Source organism: Allobosea thiooxidans, assembly GCF_900168195.1.
Classification (GTDB): domain Bacteria; phylum Pseudomonadota; class Alphaproteobacteria; order Rhizobiales; family Beijerinckiaceae; genus Allobosea; species Allobosea thiooxidans.
In genome coordinates this window covers 91377-116624 of the sequence record NZ_FUYX01000012.1, presented here as the reverse complement: position 1 = coordinate 116624, position 25248 = coordinate 91377, and the positions used below count along the sequence as shown (strand labels likewise).

General features: G+C 67.2%; 27 protein-coding genes. 8 read left to right on the top strand and 19 right to left on the bottom strand.

What is annotated here, in order from left to right; all coding sequences use genetic code 11:
* Window positions 1–90: 90 nt before the first annotated feature.
* The 9 genes from tam to B5Y19_RS19690 all read right to left on the bottom strand — a co-directional run bounded on the left by tam (window position 91) and on the right by B5Y19_RS19690 (window position 8293).
* The gene (gene tam, locus B5Y19_RS19730; protein ID WP_055728367.1) at window positions 91–876 is read right to left on the bottom strand and encodes a trans-aconitate 2-methyltransferase; all 786 of its coding nucleotides are present in this window, start codon (window positions 874–876) and stop codon (window positions 91–93) included.
* Between the two features lie 67 nt (window positions 877–943).
* Entirely contained in the window at window positions 944–1738 is a 795-nt protein-coding gene (locus B5Y19_RS19725; protein ID WP_079591969.1) for a class I SAM-dependent methyltransferase, read from the bottom strand.
* 3 nt (window positions 1739–1741) lie between these two features.
* On the bottom strand, window positions 1742–2527 hold the full coding sequence (locus B5Y19_RS19720; RefSeq protein ID WP_055728366.1) for an ABC transporter ATP-binding protein: 786 nt from the start codon (window positions 2525–2527) through the stop codon (window positions 1742–1744).
* A gap of 2 nt (window positions 2528–2529) precedes the next feature.
* Entirely contained in the window at window positions 2530–3582 is a 1053-nt protein-coding gene (locus B5Y19_RS19715; RefSeq protein WP_342060165.1) for a FecCD family ABC transporter permease, read from the bottom strand.
* A gap of 23 nt (window positions 3583–3605) precedes the next feature.
* Window positions 3606–4742: an ABC transporter substrate-binding protein gene (locus tag B5Y19_RS19710; RefSeq protein ID WP_055728364.1), complete on the bottom strand. Its 1137-nt coding sequence runs from the start codon at window positions 4740–4742 to the stop codon at window positions 3606–3608.
* Window positions 4743–4931: 189 nt separating this feature from the next.
* Window positions 4932–5969 (bottom strand): phosphotransferase family protein, encoded by a 1038-nt coding sequence (locus tag B5Y19_RS19705; protein ID WP_055728363.1) that lies wholly within the window; start codon window positions 5967–5969, stop codon window positions 4932–4934.
* Between the two features lie 9 nt (window positions 5970–5978).
* A complete protein-coding gene (locus B5Y19_RS19700) occupies window positions 5979–7196 on the bottom strand; it encodes an acyl-CoA dehydrogenase family protein (protein WP_055728362.1) in 1218 nt (405 codons plus the stop codon).
* 8 nt (window positions 7197–7204) lie between these two features.
* Window positions 7205–7951: an SDR family NAD(P)-dependent oxidoreductase gene (locus B5Y19_RS19695; RefSeq protein WP_079591967.1), complete on the bottom strand. Its 747-nt coding sequence runs from the start codon at window positions 7949–7951 to the stop codon at window positions 7205–7207.
* Window positions 7952–8086: 135 nt separating this feature from the next.
* The gene (locus B5Y19_RS19690; protein ID WP_055728360.1) at window positions 8087–8293 is read right to left on the bottom strand and encodes a CsbD family protein; all 207 of its coding nucleotides are present in this window, start codon (window positions 8291–8293) and stop codon (window positions 8087–8089) included.
* Between the two features lie 135 nt (window positions 8294–8428).
* Between B5Y19_RS19690 and B5Y19_RS19685 the strand changes: the two genes are divergently transcribed.
* Entirely contained in the window at window positions 8429–8764 is a 336-nt protein-coding gene (locus B5Y19_RS19685; protein WP_055728359.1) for a GIY-YIG nuclease family protein, read from the top strand.
* Window positions 8765–8932: 168 nt separating this feature from the next.
* Here B5Y19_RS19685 and lepA read toward each other — a convergent pair whose 3' ends face one another.
* Window positions 8933–10738, bottom strand: coding sequence for a translation elongation factor 4 (gene lepA, locus B5Y19_RS19680; protein ID WP_055728358.1), 1806 nt, complete (start codon window positions 10736–10738; stop codon window positions 8933–8935).
* 105 nt (window positions 10739–10843) lie between these two features.
* Here lepA and B5Y19_RS19675 point away from each other — a divergent pair, with 105 nt between their 5' ends.
* Window positions 10844–11440, top strand: coding sequence for a helix-turn-helix domain-containing protein (locus B5Y19_RS19675; RefSeq protein WP_055728357.1), 597 nt, complete (start codon window positions 10844–10846; stop codon window positions 11438–11440).
* Window positions 11437–11973: a GNAT family N-acetyltransferase gene (locus B5Y19_RS19670; RefSeq protein WP_055728356.1), complete on the top strand. Its 537-nt coding sequence runs from the start codon at window positions 11437–11439 to the stop codon at window positions 11971–11973. Before B5Y19_RS19675 ends, B5Y19_RS19670 begins: the two co-directional genes overlap by 4 nt.
* A gap of 119 nt (window positions 11974–12092) precedes the next feature.
* On the opposite strand, the gene B5Y19_RS19665 is transcribed toward B5Y19_RS19670, so the two are convergent.
* Window positions 12093–12341 carry a DUF3297 family protein gene (locus B5Y19_RS19665; RefSeq protein ID WP_055728355.1) on the bottom strand — a complete coding sequence of 83 codons (249 nt, stop codon included), beginning with the start codon at window positions 12339–12341 and terminating at the stop codon, window positions 12093–12095.
* 148 nt (window positions 12342–12489) lie between these two features.
* On the bottom strand, window positions 12490–13575 hold the full coding sequence (gene hrcA / locus B5Y19_RS19660) for a heat-inducible transcriptional repressor HrcA (RefSeq protein ID WP_055728354.1): 1086 nt from the start codon (window positions 13573–13575) through the stop codon (window positions 12490–12492).
* Between the two features lie 143 nt (window positions 13576–13718).
* On the opposite strand from hrcA, the gene rph reads away from it, so the two are divergent.
* The 3 genes from rph to hemW are packed head-to-tail and all read left to right on the top strand — an operon-like array spanning window position 13719 to window position 16281.
* On the top strand, window positions 13719–14435 hold the full coding sequence (rph, locus tag B5Y19_RS19655) for a ribonuclease PH (protein WP_055728353.1): 717 nt from the start codon (window positions 13719–13721) through the stop codon (window positions 14433–14435).
* Between the two features lie 2 nt (window positions 14436–14437).
* Window positions 14438–15085 carry an RdgB/HAM1 family non-canonical purine NTP pyrophosphatase gene (rdgB, locus tag B5Y19_RS19650; protein WP_079591966.1) on the top strand — a complete coding sequence of 216 codons (648 nt, stop codon included), beginning with the start codon at window positions 14438–14440 and terminating at the stop codon, window positions 15083–15085.
* Window positions 15082–16281 carry a radical SAM family heme chaperone HemW gene (gene hemW, locus B5Y19_RS19645; RefSeq protein ID WP_244555648.1) on the top strand — a complete coding sequence of 400 codons (1200 nt, stop codon included), beginning with the start codon at window positions 15082–15084 and terminating at the stop codon, window positions 16279–16281. The genes rdgB and hemW overlap by 4 nt, the downstream gene beginning before the upstream one ends.
* Window positions 16282–16421: 140 nt before the next feature.
* Here the strand turns inward: hemW and B5Y19_RS19640 are convergent, their stop codons facing one another.
* From B5Y19_RS19640 to ugpB, 5 genes are all read right to left on the bottom strand, one after another.
* Window positions 16422–17501 (bottom strand): sn-glycerol-3-phosphate import ATP-binding protein UgpC, encoded by a 1080-nt coding sequence (locus tag B5Y19_RS19640; RefSeq protein WP_055728351.1) that lies wholly within the window; start codon window positions 17499–17501, stop codon window positions 16422–16424.
* A gap of 7 nt (window positions 17502–17508) precedes the next feature.
* On the bottom strand, window positions 17509–18357 hold the full coding sequence (gene ugpE, locus B5Y19_RS19635) for a sn-glycerol-3-phosphate ABC transporter permease UgpE (RefSeq protein ID WP_055728350.1): 849 nt from the start codon (window positions 18355–18357) through the stop codon (window positions 17509–17511).
* Window positions 18357–19106, bottom strand: coding sequence for a creatininase family protein (locus B5Y19_RS19630; RefSeq protein ID WP_055728349.1), 750 nt, complete (start codon window positions 19104–19106; stop codon window positions 18357–18359). Before B5Y19_RS19630 ends, ugpE begins: the two co-directional genes overlap by 1 nt.
* Window positions 19106–19987 (bottom strand): sn-glycerol-3-phosphate ABC transporter permease UgpA, encoded by an 882-nt coding sequence (ugpA, locus tag B5Y19_RS19625; protein WP_055728348.1) that lies wholly within the window; start codon window positions 19985–19987, stop codon window positions 19106–19108. The genes B5Y19_RS19630 and ugpA overlap by 1 nt, the downstream gene beginning before the upstream one ends.
* 72 nt (window positions 19988–20059) lie before the next feature.
* Window positions 20060–21385 carry a sn-glycerol-3-phosphate ABC transporter substrate-binding protein UgpB gene (ugpB, locus tag B5Y19_RS19620; RefSeq protein ID WP_055728347.1) on the bottom strand — a complete coding sequence of 442 codons (1326 nt, stop codon included), beginning with the start codon at window positions 21383–21385 and terminating at the stop codon, window positions 20060–20062.
* Between the two features lie 199 nt (window positions 21386–21584).
* Here ugpB and B5Y19_RS19615 point away from each other — a divergent pair, with 199 nt between their 5' ends.
* Window positions 21585–22763 carry a fumarylacetoacetate hydrolase family protein gene (locus B5Y19_RS19615; RefSeq protein ID WP_055728346.1) on the top strand — a complete coding sequence of 393 codons (1179 nt, stop codon included), beginning with the start codon at window positions 21585–21587 and terminating at the stop codon, window positions 22761–22763.
* 132 nt (window positions 22764–22895) lie between these two features.
* Here B5Y19_RS19615 and B5Y19_RS19610 read toward each other — a convergent pair whose 3' ends face one another.
* On the bottom strand, window positions 22896–23792 hold the full coding sequence (locus tag B5Y19_RS19610; RefSeq protein ID WP_055728412.1) for a methylated-DNA--[protein]-cysteine S-methyltransferase: 897 nt from the start codon (window positions 23790–23792) through the stop codon (window positions 22896–22898).
* A 339-nt stretch (window positions 23793–24131) separates the two neighbouring features.
* On the opposite strand from B5Y19_RS19610, the gene B5Y19_RS19605 reads away from it, so the two are divergent.
* Window positions 24132–24755, top strand: a complete 624-nt coding sequence (locus tag B5Y19_RS19605; protein ID WP_055728345.1) for a class I SAM-dependent DNA methyltransferase — start codon at window positions 24132–24134, stop codon at window positions 24753–24755.
* Here B5Y19_RS19605 and B5Y19_RS19600 read toward each other — a convergent pair.
* Window positions 24740–25234 carry a DUF2244 domain-containing protein gene (locus B5Y19_RS19600; protein ID WP_244555647.1) on the bottom strand — a complete coding sequence of 165 codons (495 nt, stop codon included), beginning with the start codon at window positions 25232–25234 and terminating at the stop codon, window positions 24740–24742. The genes B5Y19_RS19605 and B5Y19_RS19600 overlap by 16 nt on opposite strands.
* Between the last annotated feature and the right edge of the window lie 14 nt (window positions 25235–25248).

The following is a 25248-nucleotide window of genomic DNA, read 5'->3' as shown; positions in this document are numbered from 1 at the left end:
AGATGGCTCCGGAGTTTCCTGAAGCATCCTTCGAGACGCAGCCTGTGGCTGCTCCTCAGGATGAGGGCTCGGGAAACATCCGAACGGCGATCAGCCTTCTCTAACGGCGACCACGAACAGGCGCGGGAAGCGCAGCAGCACCTTGCCGTCGCTCTCGATCGGATAATGCGACGCAATGCGCTCGAGATAGCGCGCGAGGAAGTCCTTCCGCTCCGCGGCCGTCAGCCGATCCAGATAGGGTTTCAGGCCAGTGCTCTTGAACCACTCTGCGATGGCTTCGAGACCGGCGAGCGCATGCACATAGGTCGTCTGCCAGATGTCGACGCGGCAGCCGGCCTCGGCGAGCCAGCGCCGATAATCCCCGAAGGAGCCGATCGTCGCGCGCTCGGCCTTGGCGTTGGCGAGCTTCCCCGCCCAGGGCCCTTCCGCCGCGACCTCGCGCATCGCGACATGGGAGGGCTCGTGGAGATTGTTCGGCATCTGCACGGCAAGACAGCCGCCGGGTGCCAGCGAGCGCGCCAGCCGGGGGAACAGCCCCTCGTGGTCGGGCAGCCATTGCAGGACGGCGTTGGCGAAGATCAGGTCGTAACCCGCCGCATCGGACCATGTATTCACGTCGCCGAGGACGAAGGAGAGGCCGGGCAGGCGCTTCCTCGCCTTCTCCAGCATGTCCGGCGAGGAATCGAGGCCTTCGGTGACGGCGCCGGGGAAGCGCGCCGCGACCAGCTCGGTGCTGTTGCCGGGGCCGCAACCGAGATCGATGCAGCGCCTCGGCTCGCCCAGCGGCACGCGGGCGAGCAGATCGACCGCAGGCCGCGTCCGTTCATCCTCGAAGCGAAGATATTGCGCGGCGTCCCAGTCCGGTTTCACGTTCATCACCCCCTCCTGTCGCATCGCCAGATCCGGCCACCCCTCGGGAATCGGCAACCGGACATCCCCCTTTCTAGCGCGAAGCGGCAGCGTCCGCAGGCTTGTGCGCCAGAAGGGCGAAGCGGGTCGAGGACCCCAGCCTGATCGCATCGTGCAGCGGCGCGGCGCGCTGCTGCTCGCGAACCACCTGGCCGTAATCGGCCGGTGTGATCGCGGCAAAGCCGACGGCCGTCAACATCGCCTCGAGGCGCTGCTGGCTCAGCCCGTCCTTGAAGTAGAAGCGCTTGGTGATCGAGGCATGGGTATCGGCATCGATCTGGTGGGCGGCTGCGCCGCGCTTCTCGCGCAGCCAGGTCCCGAAGCGGTTGACCAGAGCCTGCCAGCGGGTGCGGTTGATCCAGTCGCCATCGATCACGAGCAGACGCCCGCCGGGGCGCAGCACCCTGAACCACTCCGCGAAGGCGGCCTCGGGATCCGTCAGGGTCCAGACCAGATGGCGCGTGATCAAAGCGTCATAGCTCGCATCGTCGTCGAGCAGGCGTTCGGCATCGCCCAGCCGGAAGCGAGCGGCCTTGCCGTGCTTGGCGCGGGCGCGCTCCAACATCGCCTCTGAAAAGTCGAGCGCGGTGACGCGGTGCTTCAGCGAAAGCAGCGCGCGGGTGATCTCACCCGTGCCGCAGGCCAGGTCGAGCACGTCAAGCGGCTCGCGCCCGAATGAATCGCCGATCAGGCGCTGGAACGCCTGCAGCTCGCGATCGGACTTGATCGCATGGCCGTAGGAGAGGTCGAAGCTCTCGGCCCGCGCCGACCAATAGGCGCGGATCTCTTCCTTGAGCGTGAAATTGTCGTGGGGAGCGGGAGCGGGCATGGCTCAGGGAACCTGAATATAGGGCTCGACCAGGAGGGTGCCCCGGGCCGAACGCTCCAGATGCACGCCGACGGCATATGTCTGCGAGACGGCAGGGTGCGCAAGCACCTTCTCGGGCGATCCGGCCTGGGCGATCTGCCCGGCATTCATCACCAGGACGCGATCGGCGAAGCGGGCGGCGAGCGACAGGTCGTGGATCGCCGTCACCGTGACGATGCCGCGCCGGCGCGTCGCCTCGCGGATCGTGGCCATGACGTCGAGCTGACGGCGCACGTCGAGCGCGCTGGTCGGCTCGTCCAGCAGCAGAACGTCCGGCTCGCGGACCAGCGCCTGGCCGATCGCGGCGAGCTGGCGCTGGCCGCCCGAGAGCGTGGCGATGTCGCGCGAGGCGAAGGGGCCGAGGCCGAGCTCCGCGATCACGGCCTCGACGGCATGGGTATCGGCGGCGGAGGCTGCGAGCGCGAAGCCGCGATGCAGGCTCTTGCGGGCGAGCAGGATGATGTCGAAGACCGAGAGCGCGACGCGCGCCTCGGTGTCCTGCGAGAGATAGAAGACCCGGCGTGCCCGCTCGCGCTGCGACAGACCGGCAAGGTCCCGGCCGTCGAGGCTGACGCTGCCGGCCCGCGGCCGCAGCAGGCCGGCGGCGCAGCGGAACAGGGTCGATTTGCCCGAGCCGTTCGGACCGACCAGCGCGGCGAGTTCGCCGCGCGGCAGCTCACCGGTGCCGAGCCCGCACAGGATCGGCGTCGAGCCGTAGCGGAAGTCGAGATCGCGGATCGCCAGAGCCATGGTCAGCCTGCCCTGCTGCGGATCGACATGACCAAACTGAAGAAGAAGGGCACGCCGATCAGCGCCGTGATGATGCCGATCGGGTAGATCACGCCCGGCGTGATCACCTTCGAGACGGTGGAGGCGAGCGACAGCAGCACCGCGCTGGCGATGGTCGCGACCGGCAGGAAGAAGCGCTGGTCCTCGCCGACCAGCAGGCGCGCGATATGCGGCCCCACCAGCCCGATGAAGCCGATGCTTCCGACGAAGGAGACCGACACGGCGGCGAGCAACGAGGTCGCGATCAGGATCTCGAGCCGCAGGCGATCGACGCGCACGCCCAGGCTCCCGGCCCGCTCGTCGCCGAGCCTGAGCGCCGTCAGCGCCCAGCCGCGCATCAGGAAGAAGGGCAGCGCGAGCCCGATCAGCACGGCCGCGACGCCGACCTTGCCCCAGCTGGCGCGGGCGAGGCTGCCGAGCGTCCAGAACACGATCTGGGTGAGCTGGACCTCGTTGGAGCGGTACTGCAGCAGCGCGGTGACGGCGTTGCAGGTGAAAAGCAGCGCGATGCCGACGAGGATCATGGTCTCGGCGCTGACGCCGCGCAGCCGGGTCATGAAGAACAGGACAAGCGAGGCGCCGAGCGCGAAGACGAAGGCGTTGGCCGTGACGATGAAGGGCCCGGCGCCGGGCAGGACGCTCCAGCCGAAGACGATGGCCACGGAGGCGCCGACCGTCGCCGCCGCCGAGACGCCGAGCGTGAAGGGGTCGGCCAGCGGATTGGCGAGGATCGTCTGCATGCCGGCGCCGCTGAGGCCCAGCATGGCGCCGACGGCCAGCGCCATCAGCGCGATCGGCAGGCGCAGATCCCAGACGATGACGGACAGGCGCGGCGCCGCCGCCTGAGGATCGACCAGCGTCCGCAGGACGTCGGCGAGCGGCAGGTTGCCCGGCCCGATCGAGACGTCGAGCGCGACCGAACCCACCAGCGCCAGCGCACCGAACAGGACGAGCTTCAGCCGGCGCGCATTGCGCTGCCGATACTGCGTCGTCGCGCTCGTCGCCGTGGGCATCATCACCGTCATCGCCGTTCAGGCCCTCACTGGAGCTTGGCCCAGAACACGCCGGAATAGGGGACCGGCAGGAACTTCTCGTGGAATTCCTTGAACACCGCCTCGGGATCGACGTCCTTGAACAGGTCCGGATAGAACTCCTTCGCCATGGCGAGCTCGGCGACGAAGTAATAGGGCGCGTCGTAGAACTGATGGTAGAAGGCCATCACCTTCTTGCCCTGCACCGCCTTGAGCTGCGGGAAGCCGGGCCGCTGCATCAGCGCCGCCAGCTCCTTCTGCACCTTCTCCGGCGTGGCGTCATAGCCGAGGCTGACCGGGCTGCTCCCCGGATTGCTGCCGTACCAGTTGGCGCCGGTGAGGAAATAGACGTCCGGATCGTCGGCAAGCACCTTCTCCTGAGCGGCCTGGGCCTGGAAGGCGGAGAAGAACTGGCTGCCCCAGTTGCGGCCGCCGGCCTCCTCGACGAAGCGGCCGAAGTTGAACGGGCCGAAGGTGGCGCAGCAGGGCAGCAGCCCGGCGGCGCGCTCGACGAAGACCAGCGGCTTCTTGGCGTCCGCAATCGCGCCGATGCGCGCATAGATGCGCCGGGTCTGGCGCAGATAATAATCGGCGAAGGCAGCGGCCTCCTTCTCGCGGCCGAGGACGCGGCCCAGCAACTGCACGCTCGGCAGCACGTTCCGGGTCGGGTCCTGACGGAAATCGACGAAGATCGTGGCGATGCCGGCCTTCTCGAGCTTGGCAAGCAGGCCGGTCTCCTGCGCCTTGAAGTAGTTGGAGAGGTCGAGGATGTAGACCTCGGTGCCGAGCGCGGCGATCTTCTCCATGCTGACGTCGGCAGCATAGGGGTTGCCCATCTGTACCACGTCCTTGGCCTGGGGGAACTTGGCCAGATACTTTGCCCAGGCGCCCGGATCGTTCTGGATCAGGTCGTCGCCCCAGCCGACGACGCGCTTGAACGGATCGTCGCGATCCAGCATCGCCAGCGTATAGAGCTGGCGTCCCTCGCTCAGGACGACCTTCGAGGGATCACGCGTGACGTTGACGACCCGGCCGGCAAGGTCGGTGACCTCGATGGTTTCGGCCGCAGCGACGGATGCGCCAAGAAGCGCGGCCCCGAGAGCGAGGGCGGAAGAGAGGCGGGTCAGCCAACGGGGAGCGGGCATGGTGCGACGTCCGGCAGATGAAGACGGCCACGCGCTAACACACCCCCCTACAGTTCAGCAAAGCAATTCTCTTGTTTTGAATCCGCCTAAATACAATCTAATCAAGTCTTGATCTATGATAACGCAATTCAACTTCCAATATTCAGAAAGTTTCTAAAGATCACGCCGCCTTCGTCCTCACGGCAATGGCTACGGCCCGCCCATGGCTGCAATCGCCCGCAGGGCAAAGCGGCGTGCGAGAGGGGCGAGCTCGGCCGCATTCGCCGCAGCGGCGCTGCCCGCCCGCACCCGATCGGCGATGCCGACGAAGATCACGGCGAAACGAAACAGCGCGAAGACGAGATGGAAGCGCGTGAGCGGCGCGGTCGGGACGGCATGGGCGTAGTAATGGGCCAGGAACCCGGCCTCCGACGGGATGCCCAGTGCCGTGTGGTCGAGCCCGAGGATGCCGCCATATTCGTCCGGGCTCGTATGCCAGGGCATGGCGCAATAGCCGAGATCGGCGAGCGGATGGCCGAGCGTGGAGAGCTCCCAGTCGAGAATGCCGATCACCTCGGGCTTCGTCGGGTGGAACAGCAGGTTGCCCAGCCTGAAATCGCCATGGGCAATCGAGACATGCCCGTCATCATCCGGCAGATGCGCGGGCAGCCAGTCGGCCACCGCCTCCAGCTCCGCGATCCGTTCCCCCGGGGATTCGCGCAACTGCTTCGTCCAGCGGGCGATCTGGCGCTCGAAGTAGTTGCCAGGCCGGCCGAAATCGCCGAGGCCGACATCGTCGGGCCTGACGGCATGGAGCTTCGCCAAGGCCTCGGCCATGCCGAGATAGAGACCACGGCGCTCGGCGGGCGCGAGCCCCGGCAAGGCGCAGTCATGGAAGACGCGGCCCTCGAGCCGCTCCATCAGGTAGAAGGGCGTGCCGAGCGGTTCAGGCTCGGAATGAAAGAGGACGGCGCGAGGCACCGGCACGTCGGTCGACGCCAGGGCTTCGAGGACCCGATATTCCCGGTCGATGGCATGGGCTCCGCGCAGGATCGGCCCCAGGGGCTGCTTGCGCAGCACCAGCCGCCGCGCGCCATGATCGACGAAATAGGTCGGGTTGGACTGGCCCCCGCCGATCCGCTCGATCGCGAGCGGCGCGGCGCCGAAACGCCCGTCCAGGAAGCCCGCCAGCGCCGCGGGGGCGAAGTCGACCTTCCCGACTGAGGCTCCGCCCTCCCGCTCGGCCATGGCTGAGCCTCAGCCTCGCGCCTGACCGGCAACCGGCCAGCGCCAGAAATCGCGACCTTCCTCGGTCAGGAAACGGTTCAGCACCATCTTGTGGACCTCGTCGGCGCCGTCCACCAGCCGCGCCTGGCGCGCGTAGCGGTAGATCCATTCGAGCACCGTATCCTTGGAATAGCCGCGCGCGCCGTTGACCTGGATCGCGACGTCGGCGGCGTCGTGCAGGACGTTGGCGACCTGGACCTTGGCCATCGAGACCTCCTTGCGGGCGAAGCCGCCGCGGTCGAGCTCCCAGGCCGCCTTCATCACCAGCATGCGGCCGATCTCGATGCGCATGGCGAGGTCGCCGAGCTTGAGCTGAATGCTCTCGCGATCGGCGAGGCGCTGGCCGAAGCCGTAGCGCTCGGCGGCATAGGCCTGCGCGATCTCGACACAGCGCTTGGATAGGCCGAGCCAGCGCATGCAATGGGTCAGGCGGGCCGGGCCGAGGCGGACCTGCGTCACCTTCATGCCGCGGCCCTCGCCACCGAGCACATTCTCGACCGGGATCTCGAGCCCGTCGAATTCGAGCTCGCAATGGCCGCCATGCTCCTCCGGCCCCATGATCTCGATGCGGCGCAGGATGCGCCAGCCCGGTTGGTCAGCGTGGAAGAGGAAGGCGGTGAGGCCGTTGCGCGGGTCGTCCGAGGTCCGGGCGATCAGGATGAAGTGCTTGGCCTCCTCCGCGCCGGTGATGAACCATTTGCGGCCGCTGACGACATAGGTGTCGCCCCGCCGTTCGGCCTTCGTCAGGATCATCGAGGGATCGGAGCCGCCGCCGGGATGCGGCTCGGTCATGGCGAAGGCGGAGCGGACCCTGCCCTCGACGATCGGCTCCAGCCAGCGCTCCTTTTGCTCGGGCGTGCCGAGCGCTTCCAGCACCATCATGTTGCCGTCGTCCGGCGCGGCCGAGTTGAAGGCGACGGGGCCGAAGATCGAGCGGTTCATCTCCTCGTAACAGACCGCCATGCCCATCCGGCCGAGCCCGGCCCCGCCGGTCTCCGGCTTGAGCTGCAGGCACCAGAGGCCCTCAGCGCGGGCTTTTGCCCGCAGGCTCTCCAGCACGGGCAGCGCGATGTTGCCATGGGCGTCATAGGACGCCTGGTCCGCTTCCAGCGGCAGGGCCTCGCGTTCGACGAAGGCGGCGATGCGCGCGCGATAGTCTTCGACGCGCGGGGAAATTTCGAAATCCATGACCGTTCTCACAGGGAAGAGACGAGATGGCCGCCATCGACCGCGATGGTCGTGCCGGTGATGTAACTGCCCGCGGCCGAGGCGAGCAGGAGCAAGGCTCCGTCGAGCTCTTCCGGCTGTCCGAGGCGGCGCTGCGGGATGCGCCTGATCAGGTTCCCGCCGGCTTCGGTGGCGAAGAACTCGCGGTTGATGTCGGTCTCGATATAGCCGGGGCAGAGAGCGTTCACCCGAATGCCGTCGCGCGCCCATTCGAGCGCGAGCGCCTTGGTGAGCTGGATCACGCCCGCCTTCGAGGCAGCGTAGGCGCTGACGCCACCGGCGACGCGATGGCCGAGAATCGAGGCGATATTGACGATGGCGCCGCCGCGGCCGCTCTCACGCATACCACGGGCCACGGCCTGGGCGACCAGGAAGATGCCCTTCAGATTGGTGTCGAGAACCGCGTCCCAATCCGCCTCGGAGAGCTCGGCGGCCGGGCCGGCGCCGCTGACGCCAGCATTGTTGATCAGGATGTCGAAGGCGCTACCGGCGAGCGCGCGCTTGACGGAGGCAGGGTCGGCGACGTCGAGAAGCAGGCCTGCCGCCCTGCCGCCTCCCGCCGCGATGTCGTTGCAGGCCAGGTCCAGCGCCGCCTGCCTTCGCGCCGCCAGCGTGACCTCGGCACCGTGGCGGGCGAGAAGCCCGGCGGAGTGCAGCCCCAGCCCGCCCGACGCGCCCGTGACCAGGGCGCGCTTTCCAGAGAGATCCTCGAACATCGGCCATCCCGTTTCGGACAGCCGCAACTGTCGGCCGGTTGGAGGCTACGATCAAGGCTCCCGCCCATGCAAAAAGGCCCGGCGCGACGCGCCGGGCCCTTCCATCTCGCAGCGGCCGATCGACGGCCGCGATGCTCAGTGCCACTGCTGGCGACCATACCAGGCGTCGACGTCGCTGCGGACCTGGTCCTTGGCGATGCCGTAACGCTCCTGGATCTTGCCTTCGAGCTGGTCGCGCTTGCCGGCGATGACGTCGAGATCGTCATCGGTCAGCTTGCCCCACTGCTCCTTCACCTTGCCCTTGAGCTGCTTCCAATTGCCTTCGACCCGATTCCAATCCATCGGACGCTCCTTTTCGCTGAATGTGTGAGAGAGGAACGCGCGGAGACCGGAATGGTTCACCGCAATTCGGATATGGTTGCACTATTTTTATCCGGGTGATATTTGCTACTGCCGTTCAACGGACGACAAGAAGCGATGCGCCACGAAGACAGGAAGGCGGCCACAGCGGCCTACAAGGAACGAAAGACGGTCGCCGGCATCTATGGCTTTCGGTGCCAGGCGAGCGGACAGCTCTGGATCGGCCGCGCGCCCGATCTGGCGACGATCGAGAACCGCCTGCGCTTCACGCTGCGCCATGGCAGCCACCGGCAGCGCAGCCTGCAGGCGGCCTGGAACGCGCATGGCCCCGACGCCTTCCGGTTCGAGGCGCTCGAAAGACTGAAGGACGAGGATCTCGCCTATGTGCAGGATCGCGTGCTGAAGGAGCGCCTCGCCCATTGGCAGGCGAAGCTCGGCGCCGAAGCGCTCTGATCAAGCCCAACCCGCCCCCGTCCTCGCGGGCATCCGGGGCGGAGCGAAGCGAAGACCCGGGCTCCATTCCGGAACGGCTCGGGCATGGATCCCGGATCGTCGCCGCTATCGCGGCTTGTCCGGGATCACCGTGCTTTTTCGGTGTTCGGAGAACTCAGGGCCGTCGGCTCAATCGTCCATCTTGAGGGCGGCGATGAAGGCTTCCTGCGGGATTTCGACCTTGCCGAACTGCCGCATCTTCTTCTTGCCTTCCTTCTGCTTCTCCAGAAGCTTGCGCTTGCGGGTCGCGTCGCCGCCATAGCACTTGGCGGTGACGTCCTTGCGCAGGGCGCGGATGGTCTCGCGGGCGATGATCTTGCCGCCGATCGCGGCCTGGACCGGGATCTGGAACATGTGCGGCGGGATCAGTTCCTTGAGCTTCTCGCACATGGCGCGGCCGCGCGCCTCGGCCCGCGTCCGGTGGACCAGCATCGAGAGCGCATCGACCGGCTCGGCATTGACCAGGATCGACATGCGCACGAGGTCGCCCTCGCGATAGTCGGTGATCTGGTAGTCGAAGGAGGCATAGCCCTTCGAGATCGACTTGAGGCGGTCGTAGAAGTCGAAGACGACCTCGTTGAGCGGCAGGTCGTAGACGACCTTGGCGCGCGAGCCGACATAGCCGAGGTCGATCTGCAGGCCGCGCCGGTCCTGGCAGAGCTTCAGCACCGAGCCGAGATACTCGTCCGGCGTGAAGATGGTGGCGCGGATCCAGGGCTCCTCGATCACCTCGATCTTCATCACGTCCGGCATGTCGGCCGGGTTGTGCAGCTCCTGCACCGTGCCGTCGCGCAGGCGCATGCGGTAGACGACCGACGGCGCCGTCGAGATCAGGTTGAGGTTGAACTCGCGCTCCAGCCGCTCCTGGATGATCTCCAGATGCAGCAGCCCGAGGAAGCCGCAGCGGAAGCCGAAGCCGAGCGCGGCCGAGGTCTCCATCTCGTAGGAGAAGCTGGCATCGTTCAGCCGCAGCTTCGCCATGGCGCTGCGCAGATCCTCGAAATCGGCGGCGTCGACCGGGAAGATGCCGCAGAACACCACCGGCTGCACCGGCTTGAAGCCCGGCAGCGGCTCGGCCACCGGCTTCTTCTCGTCGGTGATGGTGTCGCCGACGGCGGTATCCGCCACCTCCTTGATCGAGGCCGTGAAGAAGCCGACCTCGCCGGGTCCGAGCTCCTTGACCTCGGTCATCTTCGGCTTGAACACGCCGACGCGGTCGACGCCGTAGGAGGCGTTGGCGCGCATCATGCGGATGGTCATGTTCTTCTTGAGCACGCCGTCGATGATGCGCACGAGCACGACGACGCCGAGATAGGTGTCGTACCAGCTGTCGACCAGCATCGCCTTGAGCGGCGCGTCGGGATCGCCCTTCGGCGGCGGCAATTTCTCGACGATCGCTTCCAGCACGCCCTCGATGTTGAGGCCGGTCTTGGCCGAGATCGGCACGGCGTCGGAAGCGTCGAGGCCGATCACGTCCTCGATCTGCTCCTTGATGCGCTCCGGCTCGGCGGCAGGCAGGTCGATCTTGTTGAGGACGGTGACGATCTCGTGATTGGCATCGAGCGCCTGGTAGACGTTGGCGAGCGTCTGCGCCTCGACGCCCTGCGAGGCATCGACGACCAGGAGCGAGCCCTCGCAGGCCGCCAGCGAGCGCGAGACCTCATAGGCGAAGTCGACGTGGCCGGGCGTGTCCATCAGGTTCAGGATGTAGCTCTTGCCATCCTTCGCCTGGTAATCCAGCCGCACCGTCTGCGCCTTGATGGTGATGCCGCGCTCCTTCTCGATATCCATCGAGTCGAGGATCTGCTCGCTCATGTCGCGCGCCGCGACCGTGCCGGTCTGCTGGATCAGGCGATCGGCCAGCGTCGACTTGCCGTGGTCGATATGCGCCACGATCGAGAAGTTGCGGATATTGTCGATGGTGCGGGTGCTCATGCGCGCGCCATAGCAGTGAAGCCGCCTGCCGCCAAGCGTCGGTCCGCAAAAGCAATTCCACCGGACAGGCTTGTGATTCCAATATACAAGAATTATTCTCCCTACATGGAATTCGAGAACGATATCGAGATCGACCGGCTGCTGGGGCAGCGTCTCAAGGCGGCCCGCCAGCGGCATGGCTTGACGCTCGACGCCGTCGCAGAACGCAGCGGCGTCAGCCGGGCCATGATCTCGCGGGTCGAGCGCGGCGAATCCAGCCCGACCGCCGCCCTGCTGGTGCGGCTCGGCTCCGGGCTCGGCCTCTCCCTCTCGGCCCTGCTGGAGGATGCCGGAACCGGGCCGCTGGCGCGGCGCGCCGCGCAGCCGGTCTGGCGCGACCCGGCGAGCGGCTATCTGCGTCGCAACGTCTCGCCGCGCGGCACGGGATCCGGCTTCGAGATCGTCGAGGTCGAATTGCCGGCCGGCGCGGAAGTCCGCCTCGACAGCGCACAGGGCGCGCCGGCGCTCGATCAGCAGATCTGGGTGCTGCAGGGCCGGCTCGATCTGACGGTCGAGGGCGTCCGCCACGACCTCGCGGAAGGCGACTGCCTGCAGATGCATCTGCGCGGCCCGATCATCTATCGCAATCCGGGCGCCACGCCCGTTCGCTACGCCGTCATCCTCGCCGCCAGCAGCGGCGCATTTCCGGGACATATAGCATGAACGCGACCACGCTCTCCGTCGCCGTCGAGATGCTCGATGCCGAGGCCGCGAGGGCCGCCGTCCCGGAGCTGGCGGAGATCCTGCGCGACTGCGTCGCCAACGGCGCCTCGGTCGGCTTCATGAACTGGAACACGCCGGCCGATTACGAGCACTTCTGGCGAGATGTCGCGGCGGCTGTCGCCGGCGGGCAGGTCGTGCTGCTGACGGCGCGGATCGGCGACGGCATTGTCGGGACGGCGCAGCTCCATCTGATCGGCAAACCAAACCAGCCGCACCGGGCCGAGATCGCCAAGGTGCTGGTGCATTCGCGGGCGAGGCGACAGGGCATCGGCGAGGCGCTGATGCAGCGCGCCGAGGCGGTCGCGCGGGAGAAGGGCCGCGACCTGCTCGTGCTCGATACCGACGAGCACGGCGCGGCGCGCCGGCTCTACAATCGATTGGGCTGGACCGAGGCCGGCACCATCCCGCGCTACGCGCTGATGCCTGACGGAGCCGATTGCGGCTCGACCTTCTTCTACAAGAGCCTCGCCTGAGTGACAGGCGTCATGCCCGGGCTTGACCCGAGCATCTCATGCCGATGGAGGGTCCGGCGCGTTTCCTGCCTGAGATTCTCGGGTCAAGCCCGAGAATGACGGCGGTGGAAGCGACTTAATCAGCCCTCGGCGTTGCCGCGGATGTAAGGCTCGACCGGGCCCTTGAGCGTGATCGTCATCGGGCGGCCGAAGCGGTCCTTGGCGTTGCCGGCCGCGACCTTCACCCAACCCTCGGAGACGCAATACTCCTCGACATTGGTCTTCTCGACACCCTTGAAGCGGATGCCGATGTCGCGCGCCAGCACGTCGGCGTCGTAAAAGGGGCTTTCCGGGTTGACGGAGAGACGGTCGGGAAGCTGCTCTGACATGGGTCTGGCCTTGGATGTTCCGGCGCGAACGGGTCGCTTTCGCGCGCAGAGGTAGCCGCATCCGCGCCGGAAGCCAAATCCCTCTTCGAAAGCTCAGAGCAGGATCGTCGCGAAAAGCCGGCTTCCGCGACTTCGCGCCATGTTCCCGTCAGCGCTCGCCGTCGAGGAGCCGGCCGACGACCTTGGCGGTGTAGTCCACCATCGGGACGATGCGGGCATAGTTCAGCCGCGTCGGGCCAATGATGCCAACGACGCCGACGATCCTCTGCTCGGCATCGCGGAAGGGCGCGGCCACCATCGAGGAGCCCGACATCGAGAACAGCTTGTTCTCGGAGCCGATGAAGATGCGCACGCCGTCGCCCTGCTCGGCGCGCGTCAGGAGATCGATCACGTCGGTCTGCGTCTCCAGATCGCCGAAGAGCATGCGGATGCGCTCGAGATCCTCCTGCGCCCTGAGGTCCTCGAGCAGGTTGGCCTGGCCGCGGACGATCAGATGCCGGTCATGCCCGGGGCCTGCCGATGTCGCGATGCCGCTCTCGACCAGGCGCGCCGTCAGGGCGTCGAGCTCGCGCTCCATCTGGGCGCGCTGCCGGGCGATCTCGCCGCGCAATTCGGCAAGCGTCTTGCCGAGGATGCGGGCGTTGAGGAAATTCGCCGCCTCGCTGAGCGCCGAGGCGGGCAGGCCCGGCGGCAGCGCCAGCAGACGGTTCTCGACCGTGCCGTCCTCCGACACCAGCACGACGAGCGCACGCGCCGGATCGAGCCGCACGAATTCGATATGCTTGAGCTCCGGATCGGCCTTGGTCGTCACCACCACCCCGGCGCCGCGCGACAGGCCGGACAACAGGGCCGAAGCTTCGGTCAGCGTCTGGTCGAGGTTGCGGTTCGTCGCGGCGGCCCGGATCTGCGCCTCGATGCGCTTGCGCTCCTCGGAGGTGAGGTTGCCGACCTCCATCATCGCGTCGACGAAGAAGCGCAGGCCGCGCTCGGTGGGCAGGCGCCCGGCCGAGGTGTGCGGCGCATAGATCAGCCCGGCCAGCTCGAGATCGGTCATGACATTGCGCACCGTCGCCGGCGACAGAGTCATCGGCAGCAGGCGGGCGATGTTGCGCGAGCCGACCGGCTCCCCGGTCGCGAGATAGCCGTCGACGATCTGGCGAAAGATCTCGCGCGAACGCTGATCGGTCTCGACCAGGCTGCTCATCGTCTCGGGGCGGGGGGTATGGGCGCTCATGAACCTTTGCGGACGAACCGTTCCTTCCCTCTATTGTCGTCATGCGATGCGCATGGATCAAGAGGCGGGACGGCCGCCCCGCCTTGCCGTAAGGGGCGGGAGCGCCTACAAGCCGCCACTTCTCCGCAAGACAGGATCTTTTCATGCGACCCTCCAAACGCGCCGCCGACGAGATGCGCAAGGTCACGCTCGAACGCGGCGTGGTGCGCTATGCCGAGGGTTCCTGCATGGTCACGTTCGGCGAGACCAAGGTGCTCTGCGCCGCGACCGTCGAGGAAAAGGGGCCGCCGTGGCTGCGCGGCACCGGCAAGGGCTGGGTCACCGCCGAATATTCGATGCTGCCGCGCGCCACGCATGAGCGCACGCGCCGCGAGGTCAGCTCCGGCAAGCCTTCCGGCCGCACCCAGGAAATCCAGCGCCTGGTCGGCCGCAGCCTGCGCGCAGTCGTGGACCTGACCGCGATCGGCGAGCGCCAGATTGTCGTCGATTGCGACGTGCTGCAGGCCGATGGCGGCACGCGCACGGCCTCGATCACCGGCGCCTGGGTCGCCCTGCACGACGCGCTGAAATGGATGGAAGGCCGCAACCTGCTCAAGGGCACCAATCCGCTGAAGGACCATGTCGCCGCCGTCTCCTGCGGCATCGTCGCCGGCCAGCCGGTGATCGATCTCGACTATGTCGAGGATTCCGGCGCGCAGACCGACGCTAATTTCGTCATCACAGGCTCGGGCGGCCTCGTCGAGGTGCAGGGCACGGCCGAGGGCGCGCCCTTCTCGGAGGAGGAGCTGCTCGCGCTGCTGAAGCTCGCCAAGGACGGCGTCACCAAGCTCGTCGCGCTGCAGAAAGCGGCGGTGGCCTGACGATGAGCCCGCATCGCCTCCTCGCCGGCAAGGTCGTGATCGCGACCCATAACCCAGGCAAGCTGCGCGAAATGCGCGAGCTGCTGGCACCCTATGGCATCGAGCTCGTCTCGGCCGGGGAGCTCGGCCTGCCGGAGCCGGTCGAGGATGGCACCATGTTCTCCGAGAACGCGGCGATCAAGGCGGTCGCCGCGACCAAGGCCAGCGGCCTGCCGGCGCTTTCCGACGATTCCGGCGTCTGCATCGATGCGCTCGATGGCGCGCCCGGCCTGTTCTCGGCCAATTGGGCCGGGCCGGGCAAGGATTTCGCCCCGGCGATCGCGCGCGTGCAGATCGAACTCGCCAAGCGCGGCGCGCTGACGCCCGCGCAGCGCAAGGCGCATTTCGTCTCGGCGCTGGTGATCGCCTGGCCGGACGGCCATCAGGAGCTGTTCGAGGGCCGCGTCTTCGGCACGGTGACGGAGCAGGCACGCGGCCTGGGTGGCTTCGGCTACGACCCGATCTTCCTGCCGGACGGCCATGCCAAGACCTTCGGCGAGATGAGCGCGGAGGAGAAGCACGGCATCCCGGCCGATGGCTCGCCCGGCCTGTCGCATCGCGCGCGCGCCTTCCATGCGCTCGCCGCCGCCTGCCTGAGGAAGCCGGCGTGAGCGCCCCGGCCGCCCTTGTGGAGCGGCCCGCCCTCTCGCATCCGACCGCGGATGCGGGCTTCGCCGTCTATGTGCATTGGCCGTTCTGCCTGGCCAAATGCCCCTATTGCGACTTCAACAGCCATGTCCGGCTGCAGCCGCCCGACCAGCAACGCTACATCGCCGCCTTCCGCCGCGAGATCGCGCATCGGGCCGCGCTGGTGCCGGGACGCACGGTCTCCTCGATCTTCTTCGGCGGCGGCACGCCCTCGCTGATGGAGGGCCGCACCGTCGGCGCGATCCTCGATGCGATCGGCGAGCATTGGGCGGTCGATCCCGATTGCGAGGTCTCGCTCGAGGCCAACCCGACCAGCGTCGAGGCCGGCCGCTTCCGCGATTTCCGCGCGGCGGGCGTCAACCGCGTCTCGCTCGGCGTGCAGGCGCTGAACGACGCCGATCTGAAGGCGCTCGGCCGGATGCATTCGGCCGAGGAGGCGCTGGCCGCGGTCGCGATCGCGCGGAAATATTTCGAGCGCTATTCCTTCGACCTGATCTATGCCCGCTCGCCCTTGCAGACGCCGGCGCTCTGGCGCGCCGAGCTCGAGCTCGCGATCAGCCACGCGGTCGAGCATCTCTCGCTCTACCAGCTCACCATCGAGCCCGGCACCGCCTTCGAGCGCCTGTTCCGGGCGGGCAAGCTCGCCATCCCCGACCATGAGGCCGGCGCGGCGCTCTACGAGACGACGCAGGAGGTGACGGCCAAGCACGGCCTGCCGGTCTACGAGATCTCGAACCATGCCCGGCCGGGCGCCGAGTGCCGCCACAACCTCGTCTACTGGCACTATGGCGAATATGCAGGCGTCGGCCCCGGCGCCCATGGCCGGCTGGTGACGGCGCAAGGCCGCATGGCGCATTCGACGGAGAAGCGGCCGGAAATCTGGCTGGAACGCGTCGAGACCGAGGGCCACGCCCTGGTCGAGGACGACCGCCTGAACCAGGAAGCGCAGGGCGACGAATACCTGCTGATGGGGCTTCGGCTCGTCGAAGGGATTGACCCGGCCGTGTTCGCACGGCTTGCCGGCCGCGAGCTCAATCCCGGCCGCGTCGCCAATCTGATCGATGAAAAGCTGCTGATGCGCCGCGCCGGCGGCCGCCTCGCGGTAACGCCGGAAGGCGCGCTGCTGCTCGACGCGCTGGTGGCCGATCTGGCGGCTTGAGCGGAATCACGAGCGGCTGAACATCGCCGTCATGCTCGCCCTTGCAGCGAGCATCCACGTCTTGAACACGACCTTCGAGCAGCGAAGACGTGGATGGTCGGGACAAGCCCGACCATGACGGACAGCGCAGAATGCGCCGCTTACTCCTTGCCCAGCCGCGTCCCCGTCTTCGGATCGAAGACATGAACCTTGTCGGGATCGACGGTGATCCAGAGGCGGCCCTCCTGCGCCGCGACGTCGCCGGTCGCGGCCTGCATGACGAAGGGCTGGCCGCCGAGCTTGCCGTGGAAAAGCTGGGTGGCGCCGAGCTCCTCGATGAACTCGACGTCAAAGGGCAGCGAGCCGGCCTGCCCCTCCGAAGCGATCTCGACATCCTCGGGACGCAGGCCGACCTCGACCGACGTCTGCGCCGCCAGATCCTCGCGCAGGTCGCGCGCCTCGATGATCGTATCGCCGAGGGCGACGATGCCGTGGCCGTCCACCGCGCCGGGCAGGATGTTCATCGGCGGCGAGCCGATGAAGGTCGCGACGAACTTGCTGGCGGGCTTGCGGTAGACCTCGGCCGGCAGGCCGATCTGCTCGACCTGGCCGGCATTCATCACCACGAGCTTGTCGGAAAGCGTCATCGCCTCGACCTGGTCATGCGTGACGTAGATCGAGGTGACGCCGAGCGAGCGCTGCAGCTTCTTGATCTCGACGCGCATCTGGACGCGCAGCTTGGCGTCGAGATTGGAGAGCGGCTCGTCGAAGAGGAAGACCTGCGGCTTGCGCACGATGGCGCGGCCCATGGCGACGCGCTGGCGCTGGCCGCCGGAAAGCTGACGCGGGCGCCGCTCCAGCAGCGCCTCGATGGCGAGGATCTTCGCGGCTTCCTTGACCCGCTTCTCGATCTCCTCCTTCGGCGTGCCGCGGTTGCGCAGGCCATAGGCCATGTTCTCGTAGACGCTCATATGCGGATAGAGCGCGTAGTTCTGGAACACCATGGCGATGTCGCGGTCGGCCGGCTCGACCTGGTTGACGACGCGGCTGCCGATCGCGACCTCGCCCGCCGAGATCGTCTCCAGGCCAGCGACCATGCGCAGCAAGGTCGACTTGCCGCAGCCGGAAGGGCCGACGAGGACGCAGAAGCCGCCGTCCGGGATGTCGAAGGAGACGCCCTTCACGGCTTCGACGCCGCCGGCATAGACCTTCTTGACGCTGTTGAGAGTGACCTGGGCCATTCGCGGATTACTTCTCGGTTTCGACCAGGCCCTTCACGAAGAGCCTCTGCATGGCGATGACGACGAGGACGGGAGGCAGCATCGCGAGCATGGCGGTCGCCATGGCGAGCTGCCATTCGGTCAGGGCGTCGGCGGTGACGATCATCTTCTTGATGGCGATGACGATGGTCTGCATCGAGTCCTTCGTCGTCACCAGAAGCGGCCAGAGATACTGGTTCCAGCCATAGATGAACTGGATCACGAAGAGCGCCGCGATGGTCGTCATCGAGAGCGGCAGCAGCGTGTCCTTGAAGAACTTGAACGGGCCGGCGCCGTCGATCTTCGAGGCTTCGAGCAGCTCGTCGGGGACCGTCATGAAGAACTGCCGGAAGAGCAGCGTGCCGGTCGCCGAGGCGATCAGCGGGATGGCGAGGCCCTGATAGGTGTCGAGCATGTTCAGATCGGAAACGATCTTGAAGGTCGGGAAGATGCGGACCTCGACGGGCAGCATCAGCGTGACGAAGATGATCCAGAACGCCGCCATGCGGAACGGGAAGCGGTAATAGACCACCGCATAGGCGGACAGCACCGAGATGAAGATCTTGCCCAGCGCGATCGCCATCGCCATGACGAAGGAGTTGAGCATCATCCCGATCACCGGCTCGCGTGTGGTGCGCGAGCTTCCGATGAAGAGGATGCGGTTGTAGTTCTCGAAGAAATAGGGGCCGGGATAGAGCGGCATCTGGCCGTTGATCACGGTCGCGGCGTCCCAGGTCGAGGCGACAAAGGTCAGCCAGACCGGGAAGGCGACGATCAGCACGCCGATCGTCAGGATGACATAGGCGATCGCGTCGCCCAGGCGCCGGTCCTCGACCATCAGCCGACCTTCCCCATCTCGCGCAGCAGCCCGGCCAGCGCCTCGGCGCAGGCATCGAGGCAGGCCTGACCCTTCGCTACGCTGGCGCGACGGGCGTCGCCGACGACGCCGGTCTCGGTCATCTCCCGGAAGGAGCGGTGGCGCGAGACGGCCGGGCGGCCGGGCAGGCCGTCGCGGGCGCCAAAGGCCTCGTTCAGACGAGGCTCACGGACGGAACCCGGTGCCAGCACCATCATCATCGAGGTCTCGACCTCGCAGGCATGCTGGACGCCCTTCTGGTCTTCGAGCAGGGGAGCGAGTGCTTCCTGCGCCAGCAGGAAATAGGTGGTCGCCTCGATCTGCAGCCGCGTCTCGCGGGCGAAATCGGGCAGGAAGGCGGTCAGCGCGGCGATGTTGCCGCCATGGCCGTTGACGATCAGCACGCGGTGGAAGCCGTGGCGCTCGATGCTTCCAAGGAAGGAGAGCAGCACGGCGCGGTAGGTCGGGATATCGAAGGTGAAGGTGCCGCCGAAGGCCATGTGGTGCTCGGCCATGCCGCACCACAAGGTCGGCGCGACGACGACCTCGACATCATCAGCGCGCTCCGCCGCCGCCTTGCAGACGCCGCCGCAGAGAATGGTGTCGACGCCGACGGGCAGATGCGGCCCGTGCTGCTCGATCGAGGCGACGGGGAGCACGACGATCGCGTCCGCCGCCGCCTTGGCGCGCAGTTCCTCGGCGGTCAGATCCTGCCAGAGCACGGAGGCCATCAGTAGCTCACCTTGCGTTCGATGAAGCGGAACTGGATCGCGGTCAGCGCGATCACCATGACGAGAAGCACCACGGACTGCGCCGCCGAACCGCCGAGGTTGGAGCCGCCCTTGCCGTCCGAGAAGACCTTGTAGACCAGGGTTTCGGTCGCGCCCGAGGGCCCGCCGCCGGTGACGGTGTCGATGATGCCGAAGGTGTCGAAGAAGACGTAGACGATGTTGACCACGAGGAGGAAGAAGGTCGTCGGCGAGAGCAGCGGGAAGACGATGGTCCAGAAGCGGCGCATCGGCCGGGCGCCGTCGATCACCGCCGCCTCGATCACGCTCTTCGGGATCGACTGCAGGCCGGCGAGGAAGAACAGGAAATTATAGCTGATCTGCTTCCAGGTCGCCGCCAGGATGACGAGCAGCATGGCGTGGCTGCCCTCGAGGCGGGGGTTCCAGGGGATGCCGAGCGACTGCAGGCCACGCGCCAGCATGCCGAGCGAGGGGTCGAACATGAAGATCCAGAGCACGCCGGCGATGGCGGGCGCCACCGCATAGGGCCAGATCAGCAACGTCTTGTAGATTTCGGCGCCGCGGATCTGCCGGTCAGCCATCACCGCCAGCAGCAGCGCGATCGACAGCGACAGCACGCAGACGAAGGTCGAGAAGACGACGGTATTGATGAAGGCCTTGAGATAGCCGGGATCGGAGAAGAGCAGCTGGTAGTTCTCGAACCAGACGAACTCGGTCGAGGTGCCGAAGGCGTCCTCGAGCAGGAAGCTCTGCCAGACCGCCTGGCTCGCCGGCCAGTAGAAGAACACGACGGTGATCGCGAGCTGCGGCAGAAGCAGCAGGAAGGGGATGGTCAACCCCTTGAAGTAGGCGTTCTTCTGCATCGGCTTCCTTGGACGAGACGGCCACCCCGGACGGATTGTCCGGGATGGCCCGAAGTTGCAAGGACTATCCGCTCAACGCGAGGCGGTACGCTCGAACTGGCGCAGCATCTGGTTGCCGCGATCGGCCGCCGCGTCCAGCGCCGCCTGCGGCGACTTCTGCCCGTTCAGCGCCGCCTCCAGCTCCTCCGACCAGATGTCGCGGATCTGGACGAGGCTGCCGTAGCGCAGGCCCTTCGAGTTGTCGGTCGGGGTCTTGTTGGTCAGCTCGAGGATCGGGGTCTCGAGATAGGGCTTGTCCTTGTAGAAGCCGGAGGCCTTGACCTTCTCATAGGCCGCCTTGGTGATCGGCAGATAGCCCGACTCGGTGTGCAGCTTCACCTGGCGGTCGACATCCGAGAGGAAGGTGAAGAACTTGGCGACGCCCTTGTATTCAGCCGGCTTCTTGCCGCCCATCACCCAGAGCGAAGCACCGCCGATGATCGAGTTCTGCGGGGCGCCCTGCACATCGGCATAATACGGCATCGGGGCATTGCCCCAGTCGAACTTGGCGTTGGCCTTGACGTTGCCGAAGAAGCCCGAGGACGTCAGGAAGATCGGGCATTCGCCGGAGGTGAAGCGACCCTCGCCGTTGTTGGTGCGGCCGGAGTAGTCGTAGGTCTTGTCCTTCTGCAACTCGACCAGGTTGGTCCAGTGCTTGAGGAAGGCCGGGCTCTTGTTGAAGTTCAGCACGGCGTCGAAGCCAGCCATGCCGTTGACCTTGGTCGAGAGCGGCACGTTATGCCAGGCGCCGAACTGCTCGATATTGGCCCAGGGCGCCCAGGCGTTCGAGAAGCCGCACTTGTCGTAGCCGGCGGCCTTCAGCTTCTTGGCGGCCTCGAAGGTCTCGGGCCAGGTCTTCGGCGGCTTCTCGGGGTCGAGGCCCGCCTTCTTGAAGGCGTCCTTGTTGTACCACATCACCATCGACGAGGAGTTGAACGGCATCGAGAGCATCTCGCCCTTGGCCGTCGAGTAGTAGCCGGTGATGGCGGGCAGATAGGCGTTCGGATCGAACTTCTCGCCGGCTTCCTTCATCATCTCGTGGACCGGCTTGATCGCGCCCTTGGCCGACATCATCGTGCCGGTGCCGACTTCGAAGACCTGCAGGATGTGCGGCGCCTGACCAGCGCGGAAAGCGGCGATGCCGGCGTTCAGCGTATCCGGGTAGGAGCCCTTATAGACCGGGACGACCTTGTAATCCTTCTGCGAGGCGTTGAAGTCCTCGGAAAGCTTGACGACGACGTCGTTGTTGGCGCCGGTCAGCGCGTGCCACCACTGGATCTCGGTCTGGGCGAGGGCAGGCGAGGCGCCGGCGAGCGCAAAGGCCGCCACCGACATCAGGATACGCGTTTTGAACGTCATGGAAGTATCTCCCTTCCGCGGGCGGTCGCCGCCGCGGTTCTTGTCGTTGGTGCGCAAGCTAGCATGAAGCGCAGGCGACAGTTCAATGACAAATCAATGACACGGATCGCAATCCGCCTATGGTCGCGGTCCGGCTTGCGCATTCGCGCATAACCGGCTGATCTGCGCCTCCCACCCGTTCTCGTTCCCGGACCGCACCATGCCGAGCCTCGACCTTTCCGTGACCGCAACCCTGCCGCAGGACGCCGCCGCTGCGGCACTCGCCGGCCGCGTCTGGCGCCCCGATCTCGGCGGCCCCGCGGTGGTGACGCTGCGCGACGGGCAGGTCCTCGACATCACCGCCGCCTTCCCGACCAGCCGCGACCTCTGCGAGAGCGCCGACCCCGCCGCCGCCCTGCGCGCCGCGAAGGGCGAGGTTCTAGGCTCGCTCGCCGAGATTCTCGCCAACACCGCCGTCGACGGCCGCGATCCGAAGCGCCCCTGGCTCATCTCCCCGCTCGACCTGCAGGCCGTGAAGGCGGCCGGCGTCACCTTCGCCGTCTCGATGCTGGAGCGCGTGATCGAGGAGAAGGCCCGCGGCAACCCGGCCGCCGCCGCCACGATCCGCGAAGAGATCGGCAAGCTCATCGGCGACGACCTCTCCAAGCTGAAGCCCGGCTCGCCCGAGGCGATGCATCTCAAGGAAGTGCTGATCAAGCAGGGCGCCTGGAGCCAGTATCTCGAGGTCGGCATCGGTCCGGACGCGGAGATCTTCACCAAGGCGCCGCCGATGTCGACGGTCGGCACCGGGGCCGATGCCGGGCTGCACCCGGCCTCGAGCTGGAACAATCCCGAGCCGGAGATCGTGCTGATCGTCGCCTCGACGGGCGCCATCGTCGGCGCCACGCTCGGCAACGACGTCAACCTGCGGGACGTCGAGGGCCGCTCGGCGCTCCTGCTCGGCAAGGCGAAGGACAACAACGCCGCCGCCGCGGTCGGCCCCTTCATCCGCTTCTTCGACGCGGGTTTCACGCTCGACCATGTCCGCCGGACGACCGTGACGCTGACCGTCGAGGGCGAGGACGGCTTCACCCTGGAGGGCTCGTCCTCGATCGGCAAGATCAGCCGCGACCCGGCCGATCTCGCCGCGCAGATGATCGGCCCGCACCATCAGTACCCGGACGGAGCGGCGCTCTATCTCGGGACCATGTTCGCGCCGATCAAGGACCGCGACGCGCCCGGCGGCGGCTTCACCCACAAATACGGGGACATCGTCACCATCGCCGCGCCGGAGCTCGGCAGCCTGGTCAACCGGATGAAGCGCACCGACGCCTGCGAGCCCTGGACCTTCGGCGCCTCGCATCTGATGCGCCATCTGGCGAAGCGCGGCCTGCTCTAGAAGCGCAGGCCACGAAACACCCGTCATGGTCGGGCCAGTCCCGACCATCCACGTCTTCGTCGATGCAATACGGTGTTCAAGACATGGATGCTCGCCGCAAGGGCGAGCATGACCTGTTGAGCAGCGGCCGGCTCAGCCGGCCGCCGTCTGGCCCGCCTCCCAGCCGAGGATGGCGCGCTTGCGCGTCAGGCCCCAGTGATAGCCCGTCAGGGCGCCGGACTTGCCGATGACGCGATGGCAGGGCACCACGAAGGAGATCGGGTTCTTGCCGACCGCCATGCCGACGGCGCGCGCGGCGCTCGGCCGGCCGATATGGTTGGCGACGTCGCCATAGGTGGTGGCGCAGCCGACCGGGATCTTCAGCAGCGTCTCCCAGACCCGGACCTCGAAATCCGTGCCGATCAGCACGACGCGCAGCGGCGTCTCCGACGTCCACGCCTTGGGCTCGAAGATGCGGGCCGCATAGGGCGCCGTCAGCACCGGGTCGTAATGATAATCGGCATGGGGCCAGCGCCGCATCATGTCAGCCAGCGCCTCGGCCCGGCCGCCCACGACCTTGCCGCCATCGACGCTGGTCGAGACCCAGCCGAGACCGGCGAGGCCGCGATCGGTGATCACCACCAGCGCCTCGCCGAAGGGCGAGGGATGGAAGCCGTAGGAGAGCTTCAGCCCCTCGCCGCCGAGCTTCCACTCGCCGGGCGACATCGCCTCATGCGTCACGAAGAGATCGTGCAGCCGGCCCGGGCCGGAAAGCCCGACCTCGAGCGCGGTGTCGAGCAGGCTGGCCGAGGAGGCAAGCAGGCCCTTGGCATGGTCGAGCGTGATCGCCTGCAGGAAGGCCTTGGGCGTCAGCCCGCACCAGCGCCGGAAGAGATGGTGGACGTCGGTCGGCGTCGCGCCGGCCGCCTCCGCGATCGCCTCGATCGTCGGCTGCTCGCGCCAGTTATGGGTGATGAAGGCGAGAATCCGCCGCACCGTGTCGTAGTCGGAGCCCGGCACGACGGCGGGGAAATCGGCCTCCGAGGGCATGGCCTCGGCGGCGCGCGCCAGCACCGCATTGGAGAAGCGCGTCGGGGTCATCGCCGTCTTCATGGCCGCTTTCATCGGAGCATGAGCATTCATGGGGTGAACCTCGCATCATTCGTCATGATGCGAATCTAGGGGCTGCACCATGACGTTCCCACCCGAAAGCTGACAAGGGCGGGGCGGCCCTCGCTCTCGCGTTTCCGCCCCGAAACAATCAGTCCTCGTCCTGAGGCGCTGCGTCGGTGGCGTCTCGAAAGAATGTTCCAGATGGTTCGGGAGCCTCCTGGAGCATCCTTCGAGACGACCCTTGCGGGCCTCCTCAGGATGAGGGTTCATAGTGCCATGACCTCTCCCGCCGATGCCGTCATCGATCTCTACCAACGCCATGCCGCCACCTATGACGGACTGCGCGGCAAGACGTTGTTCGAACGCGCCTGGCTCGACCGTTTCCTGGCGCTCGTGCCGGAACGGGCCGCCATCCTCGACATCGGCTGCGGTTCCGGCGAGCCGATCGCCCGGCACTTCCTGGAAAAGGGGCATGCCGTCACCGGCATCGATTCCGCTCCCTCGCTGATCGCGCTGTGCCAAGAGCGCTTCCCCCAGGCCAGTTGGGAGGTGCAGGACATGCGCCGCCTGGCGCTCGGGCGCCGCTTCGACGGCGTGATCGCCTGGGACAGCTTCTTCCACCTGACCGCACCGGACCAGCGCGCGATGTTCCAAGTCTTCGCCGCCCATGCCGGCGCGAACGCGGCCCTGATGTTCACCAGCGGACCTTCGGATGGCGAGGCGATCGGCAGCTTCGAAGGCGAACCGCTCTATCACGCCAGCCTGGCGCCGGAGGAATACCGCTCGCTGCTGGCCGAGAACGGTTTCGCCGTCCTGGAGCACGCCGCCGAGGACGAGAGTTGCGGCGGCCATACGATCTGGCTCGCGCAACGCGAGGGCGCGGCTCAGGGCGCGCCGTAATCCGGCCCGCGGCGGGCGCTCGCCAGCGCCGAGCCGAGCGCATCGGCGAAGCCGGCGCGCTCCAGCGGCGAGAGCGCGGCGCCGACGGCGACGCTGCGCCCGCGCGAGACCAGCCTGAGGGCGAGCAGGCCGTAATCCTCGTCGGTCTGGCGCTCGAGCCGGGTCCAGATCGGATTGGAACGCCAGACGGCCTCGCGGCCGTGATGGGAGACCTTGCGCAGCAGGATCTCCAGCGGCGTCACGATGATCCGCTCGAAGGCGCGGGCATGGCGGAAATTGACGTGGAAGGCGACGAAGAGGGCCAGCACGTCGAGGCCGAAGAAGCCGGCGACCGGCCAGGCGCCGAGCACGACGAAGGGAATCGAGGAGATGACGCTCGCCAGGCAGACCAGCGTCATCACGATGCGGAAGCCATTCTGGCCGAGCGAGCGATGCGGCGTGATCGTCGCGTCGAAGACCGGTCGCCGGGCGGCGTCCATACTCTCGCTCTCTG

Excerpts from the sequence above, each read along its gene's own strand:
- tam (WP_055728367.1), bottom strand. The coding sequence starts at position 876 with ATGAACGTGAAACCGGACTGGGACGCCGCGCAATATCTTCGCTTCGAG.
- B5Y19_RS19725 (WP_079591969.1), bottom strand. The coding sequence starts at position 1,738 with ATGCCCGCTCCCGCTCCCCACGACAATTTCACGCTCAAGGAAGAGATC.
- B5Y19_RS19720 (WP_055728366.1), bottom strand. The coding sequence starts at position 2,527 with ATGGCTCTGGCGATCCGCGATCTCGACTTCCGCTACGGCTCGACGCCG.
- B5Y19_RS19715 (WP_342060165.1), bottom strand. The coding sequence starts at position 3,582 with ATGATGCCCACGGCGACGAGCGCGACGACGCAGTATCGGCAGCGCAAT.
- B5Y19_RS19710 (WP_055728364.1), bottom strand. The coding sequence starts at position 4,742 with ATGCCCGCTCCCCGTTGGCTGACCCGCCTCTCTTCCGCCCTCGCTCTC.
- B5Y19_RS19705 (WP_055728363.1), bottom strand. The coding sequence starts at position 5,969 with ATGGCCGAGCGGGAGGGCGGAGCCTCAGTCGGGAAGGTCGACTTCGCC.
- B5Y19_RS19700 (WP_055728362.1), bottom strand. The coding sequence starts at position 7,196 with ATGGATTTCGAAATTTCCCCGCGCGTCGAAGACTATCGCGCGCGCATC.
- B5Y19_RS19695 (WP_079591967.1), bottom strand. The coding sequence starts at position 7,951 with ATGTTCGAGGATCTCTCTGGAAAGCGCGCCCTGGTCACGGGCGCGTCG.
- B5Y19_RS19690 (WP_055728360.1), bottom strand. The coding sequence starts at position 8,293 with ATGGATTGGAATCGGGTCGAAGGCAATTGGAAGCAGCTCAAGGGCAAG.
- B5Y19_RS19685 (WP_055728359.1), top strand. The coding sequence starts at position 8,429 with ATGCGCCACGAAGACAGGAAGGCGGCCACAGCGGCCTACAAGGAACGA.
- lepA (WP_055728358.1), bottom strand. The coding sequence starts at position 10,738 with ATGAGCACCCGCACCATCGACAATATCCGCAACTTCTCGATCGTGGCG.
- B5Y19_RS19675 (WP_055728357.1), top strand. The coding sequence starts at position 10,844 with ATGGAATTCGAGAACGATATCGAGATCGACCGGCTGCTGGGGCAGCGT.
- B5Y19_RS19670 (WP_055728356.1), top strand. The coding sequence starts at position 11,437 with ATGAACGCGACCACGCTCTCCGTCGCCGTCGAGATGCTCGATGCCGAG.
- B5Y19_RS19665 (WP_055728355.1), bottom strand. The coding sequence starts at position 12,341 with ATGTCAGAGCAGCTTCCCGACCGTCTCTCCGTCAACCCGGAAAGCCCC.
- hrcA (WP_055728354.1), bottom strand. The coding sequence starts at position 13,575 with ATGAGCGCCCATACCCCCCGCCCCGAGACGATGAGCAGCCTGGTCGAG.
- rph (WP_055728353.1), top strand. The coding sequence starts at position 13,719 with ATGCGACCCTCCAAACGCGCCGCCGACGAGATGCGCAAGGTCACGCTC.
- rdgB (WP_079591966.1), top strand. The coding sequence starts at position 14,438 with ATGAGCCCGCATCGCCTCCTCGCCGGCAAGGTCGTGATCGCGACCCAT.
- B5Y19_RS19640 (WP_055728351.1), bottom strand. The coding sequence starts at position 17,501 with ATGGCCCAGGTCACTCTCAACAGCGTCAAGAAGGTCTATGCCGGCGGC.
- ugpE (WP_055728350.1), bottom strand. The coding sequence starts at position 18,357 with ATGGTCGAGGACCGGCGCCTGGGCGACGCGATCGCCTATGTCATCCTG.
- B5Y19_RS19630 (WP_055728349.1), bottom strand. The coding sequence starts at position 19,106 with ATGGCCTCCGTGCTCTGGCAGGATCTGACCGCCGAGGAACTGCGCGCC.
- ugpA (WP_055728348.1), bottom strand. The coding sequence starts at position 19,987 with ATGCAGAAGAACGCCTACTTCAAGGGGTTGACCATCCCCTTCCTGCTG.
- ugpB (WP_055728347.1), bottom strand. The coding sequence starts at position 21,385 with ATGACGTTCAAAACGCGTATCCTGATGTCGGTGGCGGCCTTTGCGCTC.
- B5Y19_RS19615 (WP_055728346.1), top strand. The coding sequence starts at position 21,585 with ATGCCGAGCCTCGACCTTTCCGTGACCGCAACCCTGCCGCAGGACGCC.
- B5Y19_RS19610 (WP_055728412.1), bottom strand. The coding sequence starts at position 23,792 with ATGCCCTCGGAGGCCGATTTCCCCGCCGTCGTGCCGGGCTCCGACTAC.
- B5Y19_RS19605 (WP_055728345.1), top strand. The coding sequence starts at position 24,132 with ATGACCTCTCCCGCCGATGCCGTCATCGATCTCTACCAACGCCATGCC.
- B5Y19_RS19600 (WP_244555647.1), bottom strand. The coding sequence starts at position 25,234 with ATGGACGCCGCCCGGCGACCGGTCTTCGACGCGACGATCACGCCGCAT.